Source organism: Wansuia hejianensis (assembly GCF_014337215.1).
Classification (GTDB): domain Bacteria; phylum Bacillota; class Clostridia; order Lachnospirales; family Lachnospiraceae; genus Scatomonas; species Scatomonas hejianensis.
On sequence record NZ_CP060635.1, the window covers coordinates 901,627 to 921,008 of the forward strand.

Sequence of the window (19,382 nt, forward strand, 5' to 3'; positions counted from 1 at the left end):
ATCAGATTACAAACGACGAATGCCCCAGACGGGGTGTGGGAACAGCTTACGATGTTCCGTGAATAACAGAATTTACTGAACGACCGGCAGAGGAATTATATTTTAAGAGGATTTGACCTCTCTCCACAGCTGGTTATAAATCTCTTCCGCTTCATTGCCGAGAAAATGGAAGGTTTCGCAGCGCTCCAGCTCTGAATCATCTGGAAATGCGATATGGCTGTTGCGGATTTCAGGGTCTTCGATCAATTCCCGAGCGGCGGTGTTGGGTGTGGAATATGTGATATACTCAAAGTTCATCAGCGCGATATCTGGCCGGCAGAGGAAATTGATAAATTTTTCGGCATTCTCTTTATGTTTTGCATTCTTGGGAATAACCCAGGAATCGATCCAGACATTTGAGCCCTCCTTTGGAATCACGTATTCCAGATCAGGGTTTTCCATCTGCGTATAGATAGCCTCGCCGGAATAGATGACGCCCAGGGCGGCTTCATTTCCGATCATTTTGTCGCGTACCTGGTCAATGACATATGCCTGTACCAGCGGTTTCTGAGTGACCAGAAGCTCCTGTGCCTCCTTCAATTCCTGAATATTGGTAGTATTCAAGGAATAACCCAGGTATTTCAGAGAGACTGCAAAAGCGTCCCGCACGGAATCCTGCATCAGGATGCTGTCCTTGTACTGAGACTCCCACAGAATCCGCCAGCTGTCCACAGGGTTGCTGACCATGGTTTTGTTATAGAGGATGCCTACGGTACCCCAGCAGTATGGGACAGAGTATTCATTATACTGGTCGAATTCTCTTGATTTGTCCAGATAGATCTCGCCGATGTTCTCAATATTGGGGATGTTATCCCAGTTGATCTTTGCCAGAAGGCCGTTATCAATCATTTTTTGTATCATATAGTCGGAAGGGCAGACCGCATCATAGGCGACGGCGCCGGATTTGATCTTTGGATACATAATTTCGTTTGTCTCATATTCCTCGTAGATCACTTGGATGCCTGTCTCTTCCTCAAAGAGGCTGAGCACCTCCGGATCGATATATTCGCCCCAGTTATAGACGATTACCTGATTATTACCAGCAGATATCTTCCGGCCGCTGTAATAGAAGCCTCCGGCAACTATGGTAAGAATCAAAAGCAATGGAACGACCCGGCCCAGAATGCGTTTTTTCGTGATAAGCCGCTTCTTACCGGTGCGGGCCAGATGCTCCGCTTCACGGGTCTTTTCCTTCGCGCTTTTTTCGGAAGGGCTCATATTAATCAGGAGCAGCAGGATCAGCACGGTAATAAAAAGAATGGTCGACAGGGAATACATTTCCGGCTTGATGCCCTTGCGGACTTCTGCGTAAATTTTTGTAGACAGAGTATCGATTCCCGGCCCTTTAGTAAAATAGGTCACCACGAAATCGTCCAGAGACATGGTGAAGGACAGCAGGAAGCCGGAGAGTATGCCGGGCATAATATCAGGCATGACAACCTTCCAATAGGCGTATGCCGGGCTGGCTCCCAGGTCCAGCGCCGCCTCATAGGCGCTTTTGTTCGTCTGCTTTAATTTGGGCGTAACGCTCAGGATGACATAAGGGATGTTAAAGGTTATATGAGCCATAAGGATCGTGGAAAAGCCTAGTTCAATCCGGCCGATGATGAACAGCAGCATCAGCGATACGCCCATGACAATTTCGCTGTTCAGCATGGGGATGTTAGTAACTCCCATGTAAACGGAGCGAAAACGTCTGCGCATGTTGTTGATGCCGATGGAAGCCAGCGTCCCTACCAGAGTAGCGATGATCGCGGCCAGCAGGGCGATGATCAGAGTAGTATATAGGGCCTGCATGATTTCATCATTCTGGAAGAGAGACACGTACCATTTTGTCGTGAACCCGCCCCATTTGGCACGGGATTTGGAGGCGTTGAAGGACAGCACCACCAGGGTGGCGATCGGCGCATACAAGAGTATGAGAATCAGCGCCATGTAGACCTTTTTCAATGTGCGTTTCAAAATGCTGTCCCCTCCCCGTCTTTATCATATTTGTTGACCAGGACCATGGAAAGGATGATGAAGACCATCAGAACCATGGACATGGCCGAGCCGACGTTCCAGTTATTGAGCTGTTTGAATTCCTGTTCGATGACATTTCCGATGAGCAGAATTTTACTGCCTCCCAGCAGGTCGGAAATGACAAAGGTGGTCAGCGCCGGTATGAATACCATAGTGACGCCCGATACAATGCCGGGAAGCGAGAGGGGGAGAGTGACCTTCCAGAAGGTCTGAACCCCGCTGGCGCCCAGATCCCGGGCGGCCTCTATGACATCCTTATCAATTTTAATCAGCACATTATAGACCGGGAGCACCATGAAAGGCAGGAAGTTGTAGACCATGCCGAGAATGATGGCGGCCGGTGTATTGATGATGCCCAGCGCAGGCAGATGCAGGAAGCTCAGGATACTGTTAATGACCCCGTTTTTTTCAAGCAGAGTCTGCCAGGCAAAGGTACGCAGCAAAAAATTCATCCACATGGGGAGAATAAAGATCAGCACGATAAAGCTGGTCTGATTCACGTTCTTCTCGGCCAGGATCATGGCCAGCGGATAGGCGAGCAGCAGGCATATGATGGTGCTTATCAGGGAAAGTGCGAGAGAAAGCCCCAGCGCCTTCATGGTCTCAGAGGTGAAAACCTCCGAAAAATTAGACAGTGTAAAGCCGCCGCCTTCCTGAGCGGTGAACGCGTAGTAAATGATCATGAGCAGCGGTATGATAATAAATCCCGCCGCCCATGCGGTGTAAGGCGCAGCCAGCCATTTTTTATTATTCTTCAACGGGAACCGCCTCCTCATCTTCAGATTCGGGCTTATTCATGATCTGAATGTCGAAGGGGTCCACTTGGATGCCCACTTCTTCTCCGACGGCAACCATATCTGTACTGTGAACCAGCCATTCATAGCCATGGGCTTCCACCTCCATCTCATAGTGGACGCCTTTGAATATCAGATGCGTGACACGGCCCTGAATCGTTCCCGCCTCTGGGCTGACCAGGTCAATATCCTCTGGCCGAATTACCACGTCCACAGGACAATTGCGGCCAAAGCCCACGTCTACGCAGGGGAACTTTACCCCAAGAATTTCAACGAGCTTATCCTCTACCATGATGCCGTCCAGGATGTTGCTATCTCCTATGAAGTCGGCCACAAACGCGTTTTGAGGTTCATTATATATATCTTCAGGGGTGCCGATCTGCTGGATATAGCCCTGATTCATGACTACGATCGTATCGGACATGGTTAGTGCCTCCTCCTGGTCATGGGTGACATAGACAAAGGTAATGCCCAATTCATTCTTCAGGCGGATCAGCTCGTACTGCATGTCCTGGCGCAGCTTCAGGTCCAGGGCGCCCAGCGGCTCGTCCAGCAGGAGAACCTTGGGTTCGTTGACGATTGCCCTGGCAATGGCGATGCGCTGCTGCTGGCCGCCGCTCAGGGCAGAAGGGGAGCGGTACTCATAGCCCTCCAGGTTCACCAGCTTCAGGGCATAACGGATTTTATCATCGATATAGGCTTTGGATTTGCCCCGGATCTTCAGGCCAAACGCGATATTTTCCGCGATAGACATATGGGGGAACAGGGCGTATTTCTGAAAAACTGTGTTCAGCTGACGTTTGTTCGGCGGGGTATCAGTGATATCCCTTCCGTCAAAGAGGACCTTTCCCGTATCAGGATGTTCAAAACCTCCCAGAATCCGCAGCGTTGTGGTCTTGCCGCATCCGCTCGGGCCCAGCAGCGTCAGAAATTCATTCTCACGGATGTACAGATTCAGTTCATCCAGGACAGGGACTCCGTCAAAAGATTTGGATATATTTATTAAATCAATCAGTCTGTTACTCACAATAGAGGTCCTCCTTTGATATCCTTATGCTATTATATGGGCTGCATAAAATCCTTGTCAATATTATTCGTATAAAATCATATACTATAGAAAATTTTGATTTGATAAGGAGATTCTATGGGGAAAGTCAAAAGGCTTTGTCTTGCGGCTGCTGCCGCAATGATTCTGGTTGTTTCGTCCGTTCCGGAGGTGCGGGCGGAAGGAGAATTCGCGGCGAGTGAATTATATGCCAAATCTGCCTGTCTGATGGACTGCGATTCAGGGAGGGTTTTGTTTGGCAAAGAAGCGGACACCCCTCTGCCCATGGCCAGCACTACAAAAATAATGACCTGTATCCTGGCATTGGAAAAGACAGAGAATCCTGCGGAACAGGTGGTGACAGCTTCAGCCAATGCGGCGGCTCAGCCCAAGGTCCATCTGGGCGTTTCAGAAGGACAGCAGTTTTATCTGGGAGATTTATTGTACTCCCTGATGCTGGAATCACATAACGATGCGGCAGTGATGATCGCAGAAGGGGTGGCCGGTTCGGTAGAGGAATTTGCACGCCAGATGAATGAGAAGGCGCAGGAAATCGGCTGCACGGACACTCATTTTGTGACGCCGAACGGGCTGGACGCCAGCGATGAAGGGGGGGCGCACCATACGACGGCGTCAGATTTGGCGAGAATCATGCGCTATTGCATCAGCCAGTCGCCAAAAGCGGCTGAATTTTTGGCGATCACCCAGACTACCTCTTACAGCTTCTGGGACCTGGAGCAGAAGAGTGTCTTTGACTGTAATAATCACAATGCCTTCCTGAGTATGATGGATGGCGCGCTTTCAGGAAAGACAGGTTTTACCGCCCAGGCAGGGTATTGCTACGTGGGTGCGGTTAAGCAGGATGACAGGTGCTTTATCGTAGCCCTTCTGGCCTGCGGCTGGCCGAACAATAAGAACTACAAATGGTCTGATACGAGAAAGCTGATGGAATACGGGCTGGAAAATTACACATACCGGGATGTATTTGACAACAGTTTTCAAGGGACAGTCGTGAAGGTTGAGAACGGACAGTATGAAAATTATCCGGAAGAAGGAGAGGCGTCCGCGGAACTGACCCTGAACTTGCCGGAAGAATCCAGGCACCTGAAAATGCTCCTCCGTCAGGATGAACAGGTGGAAGTCAGCTACCAGCTCCCCGAGTCACTAGAAGCGCCGGTGACGGCGGGAACGGAAGCAGGCAGGGTGGATTACAGCCTGGGTGGACAGCTTCTGGCGTCTTATCCGGTCTACATCGGTCAGAGTGTGGAACGGATTGATTACAGATGGTGTCTGGAGCAGCTGTGGAAATGGTATTGTGGAAAGTCCTGAATTATTTAGCTGAACTAATAAAAAAATCATAAAATTCTAAAATAACTATAAAATACCGACGAAGGACTTGAAATATATGGAAGATAGGACTATAACTATGTTAGTCCGACTAAAAGAATTGAGGCCTGAAAAACTTGACGACAGCTATACTGCCATACAGAGAATTAAAAGAGGAATGAAAGATGACGGAAAAGGATTCAGGGGAATTTTTTAAGGTGCAGAGAACTTTCGCACAGCTCAGCCACAGGTATTCGCAGATTATATTTCATCAATTCCGGAGGTTTGGCATTCACCCCGGTCAGATGCCGTTGCTGATGCTTTTGGATCAGAATGACGGTCTGAACCAGAGTGAAATTTGCAGGAAACTGAGGATCAAGCCATCCACGGCAGCGGTCAGCCTGCAAAGGATGGAAAAAAACGGACTGATCTTCCGGGCGTCTGATGAACGGGATCAGAGGAAAAACAGGATTTATGCAACCGACAAGGCAAAGGCTATATGGAAAGAAATACGTGATCTGATGTGCGAGAATAATCAGGTGCTCATGCAGGGAATCAGCATGGTGGAGATTTGTCTGTTGCAGCGGCTGCTGGAGCAGATATACAAAAACATGGACAATCTGCAGACTCCGGAGATGACGATCCGGTGCTGCGGGCAGGAGGAGGAGACATACGATGATTAAGATGTTTAAGCAGATGAAGAAAAGCCTGGGCTTCATTCTTGTGATTTTCGGGCTTTTGTTTCTGCAGGCATTCTGTGATCTTTCGCTTCCGGAATATACATCCAGAATTGTAGATACCGGAATACAGCAAAAGGGAATTGAAGATGCAGTTCCGGACCAGATCCGGAAGGAAGCAATGGATGGGCTGCTTCTGCTGATGAAAGAGACGGATCAGACGAAGGTAAAGGATGCCTACACTCTGGAGGGAGAGCTGTACGTCAGAAAAGACCTGACCAGGGAGGAACGGGATGAGATTAACGGGCCGATGGGCGAGGCCATGTTGATTGCGGCTGCCGTATCGCAGCAGAACATAGATATCACTCAGCTTCCGGAGGAACAGCGGAACGCCATGATGCAGCAGGCAGAAGAAAAAATTGACGCCATGTCGGACAGCATTGTTACGCAGGCTGCCGTCACCTATGTGCAGAGTGAATATGCCGCACAGGGCAGGGACGTGGATCAGATGCAGACCAATTATGTGCTGCAGGCGGGACTGCAGATGCTGGGACTGGCTGCGATTGCCATGCTGGCGGCCGTGCTGGTGACCTTCCTTTCCAGCAGGGTGGCCGCTGCTCTTGGCCGTGACCTGAGAAACAAGGTCTACCGGAAGGTGCTTTCTTTTTCCAGCAGCGAAATGAATCATTTTTCCACCGCATCGCTGATCACCCGGAGCACCAATGATATCCAGCAGGTACAGATGGTGATGACGCTGATGTTCCGGATTGTGCTGTACGCTCCTATCCTGGGAATTGGAGGCGTGCTGAAAGTTCTTCAGACCGAATCAACCATGACCTGGGTGCTGGGACTGGGCGTAGGAGTGATCCTGGCGGTAATGCTGGTGCTTTTCGCTGTTGCGATGCCGAAATTCAAAAAATTGCAGACGCTCGTTGATAAAATCAACCTGGTGACGAGGGAGATCTTAACGGGTATCCCGGTCATCCGTGCATTTTCAACAGAAAAACATGAAGAAGACAGGTTTGAAGAGGCCAATAGAAGACTCACGAAGACGAACCTCTTTGTCAACCGCAGCATGACCTTTATGATGCCTGTCATGATGCTGATCATGAACGGGCTTACCGTGCTGATTGTCTATACCGGCGCTCATGGGGTGGATGCGGGCAATGTGCAGGTGGGAAGTATGATGGCCTTTATCCAGTACGCGATGCAGATCATCATGGCGTTCCTGATGATTTCCATGGTGGCGGTATTCATGCCCAGGGCCAGTGTGTCTGCGAACCGTATCAATGAAGTGCTGGAAACAGAGCCTTCCATCCACAACCCTGAAAAGGCTGAACAGCCGGAGGCAGGGAAAAAGGGAGAACTGGAATTCAGGAACGTGTCATTCTCTTATCCGGGAGCGGAAGAAGAGGTGCTGTCAAATATCAGTTTTAAGGCGCATCAGGGCGAGACAGTGGCATTTATCGGAAGCACTGGAAGCGGAAAGAGTACGCTGGTAAATCTGATTCCGCGTTTCTTCGATGTGACGGAAGGTGAAATATTGCTGGATGGCGTTGATATTCGCAAGATGAATATAAAGGAACTGCGTGACAAACTGGGATATGTGCCGCAAAAGGCAGTGCTGTTTTCCGGAACCATAGATTCCAACCTTCGTTATGGCAGGGAAGACGCTTCGGAAGCAGAGATCCGGAAGGCGGTGGAAATCGCCCAGGCGGCAGAATTTATTGATGAAAAACCAGACGGTGTCCATTCCCCAATCGCTCAGGGTGGTTCCAACGTATCGGGGGGACAGAAACAGCGGCTGTCCATTGCGAGAGCCGTTGCCAGGCAGCCGGAAATCTATATTTTTGACGATAGCTTTTCTGCTTTGGATTTCCAGACGGATGCGAAGCTCAGGAGAGCTCTCAAGAAAGAGACTGCGAATACCACCAGCCTGATTGTGGCGCAGCGCGTCAGTACGATTCTGCATGCAGATCAGATTCTCGTTCTGGAAGAGGGCAGTGTGGTAGGTAAGGGAACGCATAAGGAGCTTATGGAGAACTGTGAAGTTTACCAGCAGATCGCGAAATCACAGCTGTCAGAGGAGGAATTAGGAGCATGAGTGAACATAAAGTAAAGCACCGCGGCCCTGGCCATGGTATGGGAGCTGTGGAGAAGCCCAAGGATTTTAAGCAGGCCATGAAAAAAATTCTGGCCTACATCGGGAAATATAAGGTCCGGCTGATTATCATGTTTGTCTGCGCAATCGCAGGAACGATCTTTGCCATAGTAGGGCCGAAGATCCTGGGAAAGGCGACAACAGAACTGTTTAACGGCCTGGTCGCCAAAGTAGAGGGAAGCGGAGGCATTGACTTCGGGAAAATCGGCCAGATATTATTGAGCGTCCTGTGTCTGTACCTGGTCAGCGCCATATTCTCTATGATACAGGGCTGGGTGATGACTGGGATATCCAATGATGTCAGCTACACGCTGAGAAGAGATATCTCTAAAAAGATTAACAGAATTCCCTTAAAATATTTTGAAAGCCGTCCCTACGGCGAGGTGCTTTCCAGGGTTACAAATGATGTGGATACGCTGCAGCAGGGCTTGAACCAGAGTATTACGCAGCTAATCACCTCGATCACAACCATGATCGGTGTATTTGTAATGATGCTGTCCATCAACGTATGGATGACGCTCTGCGCCCTGGTAATACTTCCGGTATCCATGCTGATTATCGGCCAGGTGATGAAGCGGTCCCAGCGGTTTTTCCAGGGGCAGCAGAGATATCTGGGCGAGGTAAACGGGCAGGTTGAAGAAGTCTATGCCGGACAGAATGTGGTCAAGGCGTTTAACAAAGAAGAGGATGTGATCGCAGAATTTGAGAAGGCAAATCAGAAGCTGTATGAGACAGGCTGGAAGTCTCAGTTTTTTTCAGGGATGATGATGCCCATCATGCAGTTTATCGGCAACCTGGGCTACGTTCTGGTAGCGCTGCTCGGCGGTTTTTTGGTCATCAAGAATGCTATCGAGGTGGGGGATATCCAGTCCTTCTTCCAGTATATCCGGAACTTCACCCAGCCGATCCAGCAGATCGCCCAGGTGACGAACCTGCTGCAGTCTTCAGCGGCCGCTTCCGAACGAGTCTTTGAGTTCCTGGAGGAATCGGAGGAAGATCAGACAGTACAAAATCCGGTGAGTGCAAAAGGTCTCAATGGAAATGTAGAATTTGAGCATGTCAGCTTTGGCTATAATCCAGAACAGATCATCATACATGATTTTTCGGCCGATGTAAAAGAGGGGCAGAAGATTGCGATTGTCGGTCCCACAGGAGCAGGCAAGACCACAATGGTCAAATTGCTGATGAGGTTCTATGATGTGAACAGCGGTGCTATCCGCGTGGATGGCCATAATATCCGTGATTTTAACCGCAGTGAACTGAGAACCATGTTTGGCATGGTGCTTCAGGATACCTGGCTGTATAACGGGACGATCATGGAAAATATCCGCTATGGCCGCCTGGATGCCACAGATGAAGAAGTGATTGCCGCGGCGAAAGCCGCCCATGCCCATAAATTTATCATGCAGCAGCCGGAAGGCTATCAGACAATGTTGAATGAAGAAACAAGCAACATCTCCCAGGGGCAGAAACAGCTTCTGACAATTGCCAGGGCGATCCTGGCCGATAATAAAATCCTGATACTGGACGAGGCGACTTCATCCGTTGATACCCGTACGGAGGTACTGATACAGAAGGCTATGGACAACCTGATGAAGGGACGGACCAGCTTTGTGATCGCGCACCGGCTGTCGACGATCAGGGATGCGGATATGATCCTGGTCATGAAAGACGGGGATATCATTGAACAGGGAGATCATGACACATTGATGAGCCAGGGAGGCTTTTACGCCGAACTGTATAACAGCCAGTTTGAAAAGATATCTGCTTAGCAGAGAAAGGGCGGTTCAAGCAGAGCCGCCCTTTCCTTGTCTGCCTTTTTATGGTATACTTACTTCAATTAGCGTTCAATTTCAGAAGTATAAAATTCAGGAGGTAGACAAGATGAAGAAATTACTGGTAGCGCAGTCCGGGGGACCGACAGCAGCGATTAATGCCACACTGGCGGGAGTTGTACAGTGTGCGTACAGCTCGGGTAAAGTGAGTGAAGTCCTGGGAGCAGTGAACGGAATTAAGGGAGTGCTGGAGGAACGGTTTCTGAATCTGGGGCTTCATATAAAGAATGTGGAAGATTTTCAGCTGCTGTGCCAGACGCCGGCGGCGGCGTTGGGTTCCTGCCGCCTGAAAATTAAAGAGCGGACGCAGCTGGAGCAAATTATCACAGTGCTGCGCAGGCATGACATCGGGTATTTTATTTATATCGGCGGGAACGATTCTATGGATACGGTGGCCCAATTGTCGGCATACTGTGAAGAGGAGGGGATTTCCGACATCTGTATTATGGGAGCCCCGAAAACCATTGACAATGACCTGATGGGAACAGACCACTGTCCGGGCTTTGGTTCGGCTGCCAAGTATATTGCTTCTACCTTCGCGGAGCTGGAGAGAGATTGCCATGTATATGACGTGAAAGCTGTTACGATTGTAGAGGTCATGGGAAGGAATGCAGGCTGGCTGACGGCAGCCTCAGCCCTTGCGCGGCTGGGCGGAGGCAAGGGTCCGGATCTGATTTACCTCTGTGAGAACAGCTTTGATACTGACAGATTTCTGAGCGATGTGGAACGGTGCCTGGAGTCACAGGACAGCGTGTTGGTTGCGATCAGCGAAGGCATTAAGGGAGCTGACGGCAGATATGTGTCTGAACAGGTACAGACAAAAGCAGCAGATAATTTTGGACACGCCTATATTGCAGGATCGGCGAAAGTTCTGGAAAGTCTGGTTCAGGAAAAGCTGGGATGTAAGGTGCGTTCCATTGAGTTAAACCTGATGCAGCGCTGTGCCGCGCACATTGCTAGTGCCGTTGATATAGAGGAATCCAGGATGCTGGGAATGAAAGCCTGTCAGTGTGCGCTGGAAGGCAGCAGCGGTCGGATGGCGGCTGTTATTCGCAAGACAGATGTGCCGTATGTGGTGGAATTTAAAACAGTTCCTATCAGTGAAGTAGCAAACGCAGAAAAGAAAGTGCCTTCGGACTGGATCACAGACAGCGGCAACGATGTGACTGAAGAAATGATCACCTATCTCCGGCCGTTGATCCAGGGAGAAAACAAGGTGGTATATGAAAATGGGATTCCTAAACATCTGTCGTTTTACGAATAGAAAATACAACTTATTACAATATTGTTAAATTGATTGGAACAGATCGGAAACAGTTGAAAAAATTAGTAAAAAACGCTATATTATAATAGGTGCAAATTTTTGTTTATTCCCGCAGCAACAGGTGCGGGAGAATAGCATTCGCTGTTCCACAAAGTATACCCATAGGGCACCCCGTAATTCATGCCCCTAACGGGGCGGGGAAGCAGCTAATGCTGTTCCACAATGTATAAATAGGTAATGGAGGTCAAAAGAATGAGCAACGAAACACAAAGCCCGGCAAGACAGAGAATTGAAACTCTGCTTGACGCGAACAGTTTTGTTGAAATTGGTGCGCGGGTAACTGCTAGAAGTACTGATTTTAACTTATCTGAAAAGAGCACGCCCTCTGACGGTGTTATCACCGGATATGGTGTGGTCGATGGCAGCCTGGTTTATGTCTACAGCCAGGATGCGTCCGTATTAAACGGTACGGTAGGTGAAATGCATGCCAGAAAAATTGTGAACCTCTACAGGCTGGCGATGAAGATGGGAGCGCCGGTCATCGGACTGATTGACTGTGCCGGGCTGCGTCTTGAGGAAGCGACGGATGCTCTGAATGGCTTTGGCGAAATTTACATGGCCCAGGCCGATGCTTCCGGCGTAATCCCTCAGATTACCGGCATTTTTGGTACCTGCGGCGGCGGAATGGCTTTGATTCCCGCCCTGACGGATTTCACGTTTATGGAAGAGAAAAAGGCAAAATTGTTTGTGAACTCTCCCAATGCGCTGGAAGGCAATATTGATTCCCAATGCGATACCGCATCAGCTGCATTCCAGAGTGAAGAGGCAGGCCTGGTAGACGGGACAGGAAGCGAAAGCGAGATCATTGCCCAGATGAGGAACCTGGTATCTCTGCTTCCTTCTAATAATGAAGACGATATGTCCTATGAAGAGTGTGAAGATGATCTGAACCGCACATGCCCGGATCTGAAGAACTGCATGGCGGACCCTGCGCTGCTGCTTGCCAGAATCAGTGATAACCAGGTGTATGTGGAAGCCAAAGCAGCTTATGGAAAAGATATGGTGACCGCGTTCATTAAGCTGAATGGTACCACCGTTGGCGCGGTTGCGAACAGAACCACTCTCTACGACGCGGAGGGGAATGTAGTAGAGACTTATGAGCCGGTGATCAGCGCCCGGGGCGCTAAAAAAGCGGCTGATTTTGTAGGATTCTGTGACGCTTTTTCCATTCCTATCGTTACATTTACCAATGTCAGAGGCTATAAGGCCACCAAATGTTCAGAAGCTAATATGGCGAAGGCTGCAGCCAAGCTGACCTATGCGTTTGCCAGCGCGACGGCGCCGAAAGTGAATGTAATCACCGGAGAAGCTTTCGGCAGCGCGTATCTGACCATGAACAGCAAGTCGGTCGGAGCTGACCTGGTGTACGCCTGGGCGGACGCAAAGATCGGCATGATGGATGCCAAAGCGGCGGCTAAAATCATGTATGCCGGAGCTGATGGTGCTGTGATTAAGGAAAAGGCTGACGAATATGATGCTCTGCAGAACAGCGTGGAGTCCGCCGCGAGAAGAGGGTATGTGGATACTGTCATTGAAGCGGAAGATACCAGGAAATATATAATTGGTGCTTTGGAAATGCTGTTCACCAAGAGAGACTACCGGCCGGACAAAAAGCATGGTACCGTTTAAGTGAGGTGGCATAAATGAAAAATAGAAAAAGAAAATGGACCGGCCTGCTCCTGGCTGTAGTCTGCATGTTTACAATGATGCTGGCAGTGCCCGTATCCGCTGAGATCACGGAGGATACAGAGGAAATGCTGCAGCAGAATGTACACGATTACCTGAGCAGTATTTTTGGCCTTGAGGACAGTATTTACGATCAGGTGAGGGCGAGCGGCGGTTTTTATGAGATCATGGTCGACGCCATCCGTGAAAATCAGGATACGGTTGGAGCCATGGTAAGCGTCGGTGATGTAAAAGTTGCAGCGACCGATACGGCTGTGACTTGCACGACAGAGGTGGAGTTCGAGAATTACGATGTGGATGTGGTGATGACTTTCGATGCAGCTGGCTCGGCACCCACCAATTTTGTGATGAACATTGATTATCCGCTGTCTGTTAAAATGGGCCAGGCCGGAATGAATACTCTGACAGGAATCCTGGTAGTATTTGTGATCCTTTTGTTTCTGGCGGGAGTGATTTCTCTGTTTGGTTTCATAAACAAAGGTGTCAAAAAGGAAAAGGCAGAGCCGACAAAGATGCCTGTAAAGGATATTGCCCCGGTCCGGGCTACGGTGGAAGAGACGCCTGCAAAAGCGGTGCAGGGGACGGACGATATAGAACTGGCGATTGTTCTGGCGGCTGCGATTGCGGCCGCAGAGGAAGAGCAGCCGTCAGGAGACGGTTATGTGGTTCGGTCGATTAAAAAGGTGAATACATCCAGGAGATGGAGAAGAGTTTAGGAGGATGAAAAGATGAAGACTTACACAATTACAGTAAATGGCAATGTATATAATGTGACCGTAGAAGAGGGAACCACTGCCGGTGCAGCAGCTCCGGCCCCAAAAGCAGCAGTCCCGGCAGCCGCCCCAAAAGCAGCTCCGGCCCCGGCGCCAGCCCCGGCCCCAAAAGCAGCGGCTCCGGCAGGTGCGGCAGGTTCAGTGGAGATAACAGCTTCTGTTCCGGGAAAAATCTGCAAGATAGAGGCGAAAGCAGGGCAGGCTGTCAAGAGTGGCGACACAGTTGTCATTCTCGAGGCGATGAAGATGGAAATCCCGGTTGTGGCTCCGCAGGACGGTACGATTGCAAGTGTTAATGTGGCAGCAGGAGATGCTGTTGAATCCGGTGATGTATTGGCAACGATGGATTGATCAGACACTCGATGAAAATATAAAACCGGAGGTAGTAAAATGTCAGGTATTTTAGATACATTGTCAAACCTGGTTCATCAGACCGCGTTTTTTAATCTGACATGGGGCAACTATGTGATGATTATTGTTGCTTTTGTGTTTTTTTATCTTGCGATTAAGCATGGTTTTGAACCTCTTTTGCTGGTGCCCATCGCATTCGGCATGCTGCTGGTGAATATCTATCCGGATATCATGGCGGCGCCCTTCACAGATGCGTCAGGCATTGAGCATGCGGGCGGACTTCTGCACTATTTCTTCCAGCTGGATGAATGGAGCATCCTTCCGTCGCTGATTTTTATGGGTGTGGGAGCTATGACGGATTTCGGCCCGTTGATTGCCAATCCGATCAGCTTCCTTCTGGGCGCAGCCGCTCAGCTCGGAATCTATGCGGCATATTTTCTTGCAATCCTGCTTCAGTTTAACGGAAAAGAAGCGGCTGCAATTTCAATTATCGGAGGCGCGGATGGTCCTACATCCATATTCCTCTGTGGAAAGCTGGGCCAGACAGCTCTAATGGGGCCGATTGCGGTGGCGGCATATTCTTATATGTCATTGGTCCCGATCATTCAGCCGCCTGTCATGAAGCTTCTGACAACTGAAAAAGAGAGAAAGATCAAGATGGAACAGCTCCGCCCTGTTTCCAAGCTGGAGAAGATCTTGTTCCCCATCGTGATCACCGTTGTGGTATGTCTGCTTCTGCCTTCCACAGCACCGCTGGTCGGCATGCTGATGCTGGGCAACCTGTTCCGTGAGAGCGGAGTGGTTAAACAGCTGACAGAGACCGCGTCCAATGCGCTGATGTATATCGTGGTAATCCTGCTGGGAACATCCGTCGGAGCTACCACCAGCGCTGAAGCATTCCTGAATGTTACGACGCTGAAGATCGTTGCCCTGGGCTTGATTGCCTTCATATTCGGAACAGCCGGCGGCGTCCTGCTGGGCAAGCTGATGTGTAAACTGACCCATGGAAAGATCAATCCATTAATTGGATCGGCCGGCGTATCCGCTGTACCGATGGCTGCGCGAGTCTCGCAGAAAGTGGGGGCAGAAGCTGATCCCACCAACTTCCTGCTCATGCACGCCATGGGTCCGAATGTAGCCGGCGTCATCGGAACGGCCGTCGCAGCCGGAACATTTATGGCAATTTTCGGAGTCTGACGCCATACACAATCGTTACTGATAGGAGGATAGAAATGGCTGAAATAGAAAAGAAACCTGTTAAAATTATGGAGACGGTGCTTCGTGACGCGCACCAGTCTCTGATCGCTACCAGAATGCCGACGGATGAGATGCTTCCCATCGTGGAAAAGATGGACAAAGTTGGCTATCATGCCGTAGAATGCTGGGGTGGCGCGACATTTGACGCGTCCCTGCGTTTCCTGCATGAAGATCCATGGGAGAGACTCAGAAAACTCCGTGCAGGTTTTAAGAACACGAAGCTGCAAATGCTTTTCCGCGGGCAGAATATTCTGGGCTACCGTCCCTATGCGGATGATGTGGTAGAATATTTTGTTCAGAAATCAGCGGCAAATGGGATTGATATTATCCGTATTTTTGACTGCATGAACGATCTGAGGAATCTGAAAACTGCTGTCTCAGCGGCGAACAAAGAAAAAGCCCATGCGCAGGTGGCGCTTTCCTATACCCTTGGAGACGCGTATACACTGGAATACTGGACCAACATGGCAAAACAGATCGAGGAAATGGGTGCGGATTCTATCTGCATCAAGGACATGGCCGGCTTGCTCCTGCCTTATGAGGCTACAAAGCTGATTCAGGCGCTGAAGGAGACGACAAAGCTTCCGATTGAACTTCATACCCATTATACCTCTGGCGTAGCTTCCATGACTTATATGAAGGCTGTAGAGGCAGGAGTGGATGTGATTGACTGCGCGATGTCGCCATTTGCCCTGGGAACTTCCCAGCCGGCGACGGAAGTTATGGTTGAGACTTTTAAAGGAACGCCATATGATACAGGTTATGACCAGGGGCTGTTGGCTGAAATTGCAGATTACTTCCGTCCATACAGGGATCAGTGCCTGGAAAGCGGCCTTCTGAATCCGAAAAACCTGGGCGTTAATATTAAAACCCTCCTGTATCAGGTTCCGGGTGGAATGCTTTCCAACCTGACCAGCCAGTTGAAAGAACAGCATGCGGAGGATAAGTATTATGAGGTGCTGGAGGAAGTACCCCGCGTCCGGAAGGATCTGGGAGAGTGTCCTCTGGTAACGCCGTCTTCCCAGATTGTGGGAACTCAGGCCGTGTTTAACGTGCTGATGGGAGAGCGCTACAAAATGGTTACCAAGGAGACCAGGGACGTGCTCAGCGGTAAATACGGGGCCACTGCGAAGCCCTTTAACGCAGAGGTACAGAAAAAGGTAATCGGAGATACCGAGCCGATCACCTGCCGTTATGCGGATCTGCTTGAGAACGAGCTGGATACTCTTGAAAAAGAAATCGCACCCTACAAGGAGCAGGACGAGGATGTCCTGACATATGCGCTGTTCCCGCAGGTGGCCATGGATTTCTTCAAATATAGAGACGCACAGAAGACAAAGGTGGATGCAAAAGTGGCAGATACGGAGAACGGGGCGTACCCGGTCTGATGAGAAAAGAGGCGCTGCAAAACAGATGAGGAATCGTCTGTGGAGCAGCGCTCCGTTTTTGTACTTTTAAAGATAAATGCCCGGCAATCTGCCCCTGCATCAGATGACAGGATTTTATTTTACATTGTGAATAAGAGGTAAAGGCATACAAAAATCGAGGAAAAATTCCGAAAGCTCGGATTCTTTCCTCGATTTTTATCATTTCCAGAGCAGGGTCAGGCTGTTTCCTGAATCTCAGCTTCCCGGTGCCGCAGCTTCAGGTAGAGGTTCCGGAGCATGGTAACCAGCTTGGTCAGATACCGGAAGAGCGGTTCTGTGATAATTGAGAACACCAGGAACAGCATGATGCATCGGGTGGACATTCCTGTTATGGCGAACAGGTCCTTCAGGAAGATACTGCAGAAGATCAGCCCTACGATGGATATGCCCCAGATGATCCAGCGGATGAGATCCATGGGCTTGCTGATCTGATATAGGATCATAAAGCCTACAATGGCCAGCAGCATGGTGGCAGCCGTGGAAATGTCCAGGGAGCTCACATTGAAAGTCTCTCCGAAGATGACCAGCGCCCCGACGATCACAGCGTCGGTGATACCGGCAGGAAGAGCTTTCAGGAGTATATTCGTTATGAAATGGCCGCGGATCAGATTCTTATTCGGGACCTGTGACAGGAAGAACGCGGGCATTCCAATGGTAAACATGCTGATCAGCGAAACCTGGGAAGGCTCCAGCGGATAACTGATGCTGAAAATGATGGAGAACATGGACATCAGAAGAGAGAAAATGTTCTTCACCAGGAAGAGGCTTCCGGACCGTTCCAGGTTGTTGACAACCTGCCGTCCTTCCATGACCACATCTGGCATCCGCGCAAAATCAGATTCCAGCAGCACCAGCTGGGATGCCTGTGCGGCGGCATCACTTCCGGAGGCCATGGCTACGGAACAGTCAGCGTCTTTAAGTGCCAGTACGTCGTTGACACCGTCTCCGGTCATCGCCACTGTCTTGCCGGCGGCCTTCAGTGCCTGAACGAACTGGCGCTTCTGGTTGGGGGTTACCCTTCCGAACACTGTGTATTCCAGCACGGCTTTTGAAATGTCCTCCATGGAACGAAGGGTGGCAGCGTCAACAAATTTATCAGCGTCAGCGATCCCGGCCTGCTTGGCAACCTCTGAAACGGTGACCGGATTGTCTCCGGAAATCACCTTAATGGCGACGCCCTGCTTGGCGAAGAATCGAAAAGTCTCCGGTGCGTCCTTACGGATCGGGTTGGAGAGCAGAATCAGGCAGAGCGGAGTCACCTTCTCGGTCAATTCCTTACCCGTCGGTGTTCCGGCGTATTTGCCGAACACCAGGACACGATAGCCTTTGCTGCTTTTTTCTTCAATGATTTCCTGATATTCCGAATAATCCTCGCGGAGGACAAATTCAGGCGCACCCAGCACATAGGAAGCGTCAGAGAATGTGGCGCTGCTGTATTTGTATGCAGAAGAGAAGGAGGTGATGCTCACGGGCGTCATGCCGCCAGGAGTCTTAAAAGACTCCTGAAGAGCCGCCATGGTGATATTGTCCGGAGACTGGGCGGCTGCGAAATCACTGAGGGTTTCCTCCAGCGGGTCCATGTGTTCGGGATCGTAAGCGGGAAGGGGGCAGATGCTGTTGACCTTCATGGTATTCTCTGTGATCGTACCGGTCTTATCCACGCAGAGCACATTGACACGGGCCAGAGTTTCTATACATTTCATGTCGTGTACGAGCACCTTCTTCATGGAAAGGCGTACGACGCTGACTGCCAGGGTCACACTGGCCAGCAGGTAGAGGCCTTCCGGGATCATTCCGATGATTGCGGCCACCATAGAGGTCACGCTGTCTCTGAGGGAAGCCTTGGCGTAGATATATTGCTGGCCAAACAGTATCAACCCGATGGGTATAATCAGAATGCCCACAACCATCACTAACTTATTCAGAGAACGGATCATCTCTGACTGTTCGCCCTCTTTGGTGGCTTTGGCCTCGATGGTCAGTTTGGAGATATAAGAGTCTGCTCCTACCTTTTCCAGCCTTGCGTAACAGCTTCCTGACACAATAAAGCTGCCGGACATCAGATGATCTCCCGGCTTCTTCGTAATCTCATCGGATTCGCCGGTCAGGAGGGATTCATTCACGGAAACCTCGCCTTCTGCCACGACAGCGTCGGCGCAGATCTGATTGCCGGCGTTGAAGATAACAATATCATCCAACACCAGGTCTTCCGACGATACCATCTTCGTCTTGCCATTCCGGACAGCACGAACTTTAGGCGCGTTGAGGACGGTGAGCTTTTCCAGTGTTTTCTTGGCATTCAGCTCCTGAATAATTCCTATCAGGGTATTGGCAATGATAATCGGAAGAAATGTCAGGTCCCGAAAGGAACCTACGACAACCAACAGAATGGCTATCAGCAGGAAGATCAGGTTGAAATATGTCAGAAGATTACTCTTTATAATTTCCTTAGTAGTCTTGGAAGGCGGCTGCACGGAGCAGTTGTCCCAGCCGTTCTCCCGGTATTCGCTGACCTGTTCAGAGGTCAGGCCTTTCCGCACGTCGGCCTGATACCGGGTGGTGGGGCGGCGCTTATGTAGCGGTTCCGCTTGTTCGATTTGGTGTTTCATGTAGTACCTCACTTATAATTTGTCAGATATTGTAAATACTGGAATTTAGTATAGCA

Annotated in this window: 14 protein-coding genes; 10 read left to right on the forward strand and 4 right to left on the reverse strand. The window is 50.1% G+C overall.

The features are described from left to right. Positions 1-102 precede the first annotated feature (102 nt). The 3 genes from H9Q79_RS04145 to H9Q79_RS04155 are packed head-to-tail and all read right to left on the reverse strand — an operon-like array spanning position 103 to position 3,882. The gene (locus tag H9Q79_RS04145; RefSeq protein ID WP_118642714.1) at positions 103-2,004 is read right to left on the reverse strand and encodes an extracellular solute-binding protein; all 1,902 of its coding nucleotides are present in this window, start codon (positions 2,002-2,004) and stop codon (positions 103-105) included. After that, positions 1,998-2,837 carry an ABC transporter permease gene (locus H9Q79_RS04150; protein ID WP_118642716.1) on the reverse strand — a complete coding sequence of 280 codons (840 nt, stop codon included), beginning with the start codon at positions 2,835-2,837 and terminating at the stop codon, positions 1,998-2,000. The genes H9Q79_RS04145 and H9Q79_RS04150 overlap by 7 nt, the downstream gene beginning before the upstream one ends. Continuing rightward, positions 2,809-3,882: an ABC transporter ATP-binding protein gene (locus tag H9Q79_RS04155; protein ID WP_118642718.1), complete on the reverse strand. Its 1,074-nt coding sequence runs from the start codon at positions 3,880-3,882 to the stop codon at positions 2,809-2,811. The genes H9Q79_RS04150 and H9Q79_RS04155 overlap by 29 nt, the downstream gene beginning before the upstream one ends. A gap of 117 nt (positions 3,883-3,999) precedes the next feature. Between H9Q79_RS04155 and H9Q79_RS04160 the strand changes: the two genes are divergently transcribed. The 10 genes from H9Q79_RS04160 to H9Q79_RS04205 all read left to right on the forward strand — a co-directional run bounded on the left by H9Q79_RS04160 (position 4,000) and on the right by H9Q79_RS04205 (position 16,678). Then, positions 4,000-5,229, forward strand: coding sequence for a D-alanyl-D-alanine carboxypeptidase family protein (locus H9Q79_RS04160; RefSeq protein WP_118642720.1), 1,230 nt, complete (start codon positions 4,000-4,002; stop codon positions 5,227-5,229). 182 nt (positions 5,230-5,411) lie between these two features. Further along, positions 5,412-5,909, forward strand: a complete 498-nt coding sequence (locus tag H9Q79_RS04165; RefSeq protein ID WP_118642722.1) for a MarR family winged helix-turn-helix transcriptional regulator — start codon at positions 5,412-5,414, stop codon at positions 5,907-5,909. Then, on the forward strand, positions 5,902-8,007 hold the full coding sequence (locus H9Q79_RS04170; RefSeq protein WP_118642724.1) for an ABC transporter ATP-binding protein: 2,106 nt from the start codon (positions 5,902-5,904) through the stop codon (positions 8,005-8,007). Before H9Q79_RS04165 ends, H9Q79_RS04170 begins: the two co-directional genes overlap by 8 nt. Beyond that, positions 8,004-9,836, forward strand: a complete 1,833-nt coding sequence (locus H9Q79_RS04175; RefSeq protein ID WP_249329249.1) for an ABC transporter ATP-binding protein — start codon at positions 8,004-8,006, stop codon at positions 9,834-9,836. The genes H9Q79_RS04170 and H9Q79_RS04175 overlap by 4 nt, the downstream gene beginning before the upstream one ends. A gap of 112 nt (positions 9,837-9,948) precedes the next feature. Beyond that, positions 9,949-11,163 (forward strand): 6-phosphofructokinase, encoded by a 1,215-nt coding sequence (locus H9Q79_RS04180; protein WP_249329250.1) that lies wholly within the window; start codon positions 9,949-9,951, stop codon positions 11,161-11,163. Between the two features lie 252 nt (positions 11,164-11,415). After that, entirely contained in the window at positions 11,416-12,852 is a 1,437-nt protein-coding gene (locus H9Q79_RS04185; protein WP_118642726.1) for an acyl-CoA carboxylase subunit beta, read from the forward strand. Between the two features lie 14 nt (positions 12,853-12,866). After that, the gene (locus H9Q79_RS04190) at positions 12,867-13,625 is read left to right on the forward strand and encodes an OadG family protein (protein ID WP_118642728.1); all 759 of its coding nucleotides are present in this window, start codon (positions 12,867-12,869) and stop codon (positions 13,623-13,625) included. 12 nt (positions 13,626-13,637) lie between these two features. Further along, entirely contained in the window at positions 13,638-14,033 is a 396-nt protein-coding gene (locus H9Q79_RS04195) for a biotin/lipoyl-binding carrier protein (RefSeq protein WP_118642730.1), read from the forward strand. A gap of 39 nt (positions 14,034-14,072) precedes the next feature. After that, positions 14,073-15,230 (forward strand): sodium ion-translocating decarboxylase subunit beta, encoded by a 1,158-nt coding sequence (locus H9Q79_RS04200; protein ID WP_249329251.1) that lies wholly within the window; start codon positions 14,073-14,075, stop codon positions 15,228-15,230. A 35-nt stretch (positions 15,231-15,265) separates the two neighbouring features. Beyond that, on the forward strand, positions 15,266-16,678 hold the full coding sequence (locus H9Q79_RS04205; protein WP_118642734.1) for an oxaloacetate decarboxylase subunit alpha: 1,413 nt from the start codon (positions 15,266-15,268) through the stop codon (positions 16,676-16,678). A gap of 215 nt (positions 16,679-16,893) precedes the next feature. Here H9Q79_RS04205 and H9Q79_RS04210 read toward each other — a convergent pair whose 3' ends face one another. Further along, the gene (locus H9Q79_RS04210; protein WP_249329252.1) at positions 16,894-19,326 is read right to left on the reverse strand and encodes a cation-translocating P-type ATPase; all 2,433 of its coding nucleotides are present in this window, start codon (positions 19,324-19,326) and stop codon (positions 16,894-16,896) included. Between the last annotated feature and the right edge of the window lie 56 nt (positions 19,327-19,382).

Coding starts and splice junctions, on each gene's coding strand:
- H9Q79_RS04150 (WP_118642716.1), bottom strand. CDS start 2,837: ATGAGGAGGCGGTTCCCGTTGAAGAATAATAAAAAATGGCTGGCTGCG.
- H9Q79_RS04160 (WP_118642720.1), top strand. CDS start 4,000: ATGGGGAAAGTCAAAAGGCTTTGTCTTGCGGCTGCTGCCGCAATGATT.
- H9Q79_RS04165 (WP_118642722.1), top strand. CDS start 5,412: ATGACGGAAAAGGATTCAGGGGAATTTTTTAAGGTGCAGAGAACTTTC.
- H9Q79_RS04170 (WP_118642724.1), top strand. CDS start 5,902: ATGATTAAGATGTTTAAGCAGATGAAGAAAAGCCTGGGCTTCATTCTT.
- H9Q79_RS04175 (WP_249329249.1), top strand. CDS start 8,004: ATGAGTGAACATAAAGTAAAGCACCGCGGCCCTGGCCATGGTATGGGA.
- H9Q79_RS04180 (WP_249329250.1), top strand. CDS start 9,949: ATGAAGAAATTACTGGTAGCGCAGTCCGGGGGACCGACAGCAGCGATT.
- H9Q79_RS04185 (WP_118642726.1), top strand. CDS start 11,416: ATGAGCAACGAAACACAAAGCCCGGCAAGACAGAGAATTGAAACTCTG.
- H9Q79_RS04190 (WP_118642728.1), top strand. CDS start 12,867: ATGAAAAATAGAAAAAGAAAATGGACCGGCCTGCTCCTGGCTGTAGTC.
- H9Q79_RS04195 (WP_118642730.1), top strand. CDS start 13,638: ATGAAGACTTACACAATTACAGTAAATGGCAATGTATATAATGTGACC.
- H9Q79_RS04200 (WP_249329251.1), top strand. CDS start 14,073: ATGTCAGGTATTTTAGATACATTGTCAAACCTGGTTCATCAGACCGCG.
- H9Q79_RS04205 (WP_118642734.1), top strand. CDS start 15,266: ATGGCTGAAATAGAAAAGAAACCTGTTAAAATTATGGAGACGGTGCTT.
- H9Q79_RS04210 (WP_249329252.1), bottom strand. CDS start 19,326: ATGAAACACCAAATCGAACAAGCGGAACCGCTACATAAGCGCCGCCCC.